Source organism: Maribacter sp., from assembly GCF_049667165.1.
GTDB lineage: Bacteria > Bacteroidota > Bacteroidia > Flavobacteriales > Flavobacteriaceae > Maribacter_A.
In genome coordinates this window covers 1-2,681 of the sequence record NZ_JBATHS010000140.1, presented here as the reverse complement: position 1 = coordinate 2,681, position 2,681 = coordinate 1, and the positions used below count along the sequence as shown (strand labels likewise).

Sequence of the window (2,681 nt, the reverse complement as noted above, 5' to 3'; positions counted from 1 at the left end):
TAGGTTGGTATAGATACGCCTTCCCATGGCAATGGCGTCGATCATTCGCGCTAGATCATCGTCTAATAAGATGACCGAAGCGGCTTCTTTCGCAGTTTCGGTTCCCTTTTTGCCCATGGCGATCCCAATATGGGCCGCTTTTAATGCTGGGGCATCGTTTACGCCATCACCTGTCATGGCCACAATTTCCTGATTGGCTTTCAATGTATTGATAATCTTCAACTTGGCTTCAGGGAACACTCTGGTGAAAATACTTTTTGACTTTACTTGTTCCGCTAATTCTGGTTGCGACAATAGCATCAAGGCATCGCCTGAGATCCCTTGCCCTTGCCTATTAAATCCTATTTCTTTGGCAATGGCCGCTGTTGTCAGGGGATTGTCCCCTGTAAGGATCTTAACCTTTATCCCGGCTTGATCAAAGCCTTTTAATACGTGTTTGATGTTCTTTTTTGGTGGGTCATAAAAGGCGACCATTCCTTTGAATTCAAAGCTAAGGTCCTGTTGATTTTGCGGATAGGAACTGCCTATGAATTTTGATAGACCAATACCAAGGACACGATACCCTTTTTTGGTGAGTTGCTCGATAGCGGAATTGATTTGTTGTATTTCGGTATCAGAAAGCTTCGAAACCTGTATGAGTGCCTCTGGGGCACCCTTGGCAGCCACAATACGATCTCCATCCTGATTTTCAAAAAAATGGGTCATCATGGGAGGTTTGCCACTTAAGGGATATTCGTGCACCATTTTATAATCAGGACGCTGGTCTTTGTTTGTGGTCTTTTGATATGCCTTATGCAGTGCGATTTCCATGGTATCGAACGGAATGGGCTCACTGGCCCACATGGCGGATTGTATAAGTTCTTTTTCGCGCGTACCAAAAGCAGCGTTTATATCTGAGATCTTATTGGATGCTAAGGTGTAGAGTTTCGCCAAGGCCATTTTATTTTCCGTAATCGTTCCCGTTTTATCGGTACAGATGACGGTGGCCCCTCCCAGCGTCTCAACGGTTTTCATCTGTTTTACAATGACACCTAGTTTCATCAATCGATACGACCCCAAGGCCATAAAAGTTGTGAATGCCACTGGAATTTCTTCGGGTAAAATCGACATGGCCAAGGTCAATGCTTTGAGTAGGCTGTCTAGAATATCCGACGAATTGTAATAATTGATGCCCCATACGATCACAAATACGATAGCCCCAACGATTACCATTTTCTTTACGAAACTGTTGATTTGGTGCTCTAGGGGAGTCTTCTCTTCTTGTACGCTTTCAAGGCTTTTTGCGATTTCCCCAATCGCAGTCCTGTTCCCAATAGCGGTAACTATGGCGATGGCAAGTCCACTTGCCACTGTGGTGCCCTTGTATATTTTATTGTTCTTTTTTTCTGAATCCTTATAAACCGAAAGGGATTCACCGGTTAGGATGGCTTCATTTACTGAAAAATCATTGGAGTGAATGATGTAGCCATCGGCAGCAATGGTCGTACCTTCTTCGACCATCAAATGGTCACCGACAACCACCTCCTCGCTTTTGACCTCAATCACCCCGCCGTTGCGTACGACCTTGCAATTGGGTTGGGCAAATGACTTTAGCTTCTCAATGGCATTGCGACTGCGGCCATCTTGATACAAGGAGATTGCCGATACCAATATTATGGCAGCGGCCAGAAAAATACCATCTCCGATATTTCCGATTAAAAAGTATAGGAAGGATGCCACTAGCAGTAAAAAGACCATAGGTTCTTCGGCCAGACTTTTCAATGCTGTCAATAATACCATCTCCTTTTTACCTTTCAAGGAATTTTCTCCGTTCTCAGCCCTCGATCGAAGCACTTCTTCGTCAGTCAATCCTTTTATGTTGAAATTGGCTATGGGCATTTGGGTTATTTAATCAGTCCCATAAATGTACGATTTGGATTCGGGATTTCATCGGGTTGGATGGGACCATCTTACAAGTAACTATCGATGACCGTAAATGTCCCTCCCATCCTAGAACACCCGTTGGTCTATATTTGGCGGCCATGCAATGGGGCGTATCAATGGTATATAGGCCAAAAATGCATGCAAAAAGACCAGTGCCGATCAGAGCAGCGACAATACATACCTATGATTTACCTTGATCTTTTTTCGGGCAACCAACATGATAGCGGTCATATCCCATAAGGGCTATTCATGATGTAGGTCATTTGCATAATGATGGGTGTACTATAGCTTTGATAGTAAACAAAAAAAAACATGTCACCGTGAAAACAATATTATATTGTACCGATTATTCGAAGAATTCCGTTGCTGCCTTGAAATATTCAAAAAAATTGGCAGAACAATTGAAATGCCGTTTGGTAGCCTGCCATGTATTTGGTTACCCTGTTATAACCGAAACCATGGTTCTCGATGAGCTGCCCCAATTACGAAAAAATGCTCTGAAGGCAAATCGGTATCGGTTAGAGGAATTCGTTAGCGAACATTTGGGGAAAAACTGGAGCAAAACGAATGTGCAAATTGCACCCGTAGAGGCACTCTTCGTTGTTGACGGCATGGTTGCCATGGTTAATGATTGGCAGGCCGAATTCATCGTTGTGGGAACCAAAGGCGAAAGCGCCATAGAGGAGGTCCTTTTGGGCAGTACAACCAATCGCTTGGTCCAAAAATCACCTTGCCCCGTATTGGCAATTCCCCCAAAT

The 2,681-nt window shown here is 44.0% G+C and carries 2 protein-coding genes; one reads left to right on the top strand and one right to left on the bottom strand.

Translation table 11 applies throughout. The features are described 5' to 3' along the window. On the bottom strand, positions 1-1,878 hold a 1,878-nt coding region (locus tag WBM98_RS07340; RefSeq protein ID WP_424365373.1), incomplete at its 3' end, for a cation-translocating P-type ATPase. Positions 1,879-2,243: 365 nt separating this feature from the next. On the opposite strand from WBM98_RS07340, the gene WBM98_RS07335 reads away from it, so the two are divergent. Next, positions 2,244-2,681: universal stress protein (locus tag WBM98_RS07335; protein ID WP_424365372.1), on the top strand; the 438-nt coding region annotated here is incomplete at its 3' end.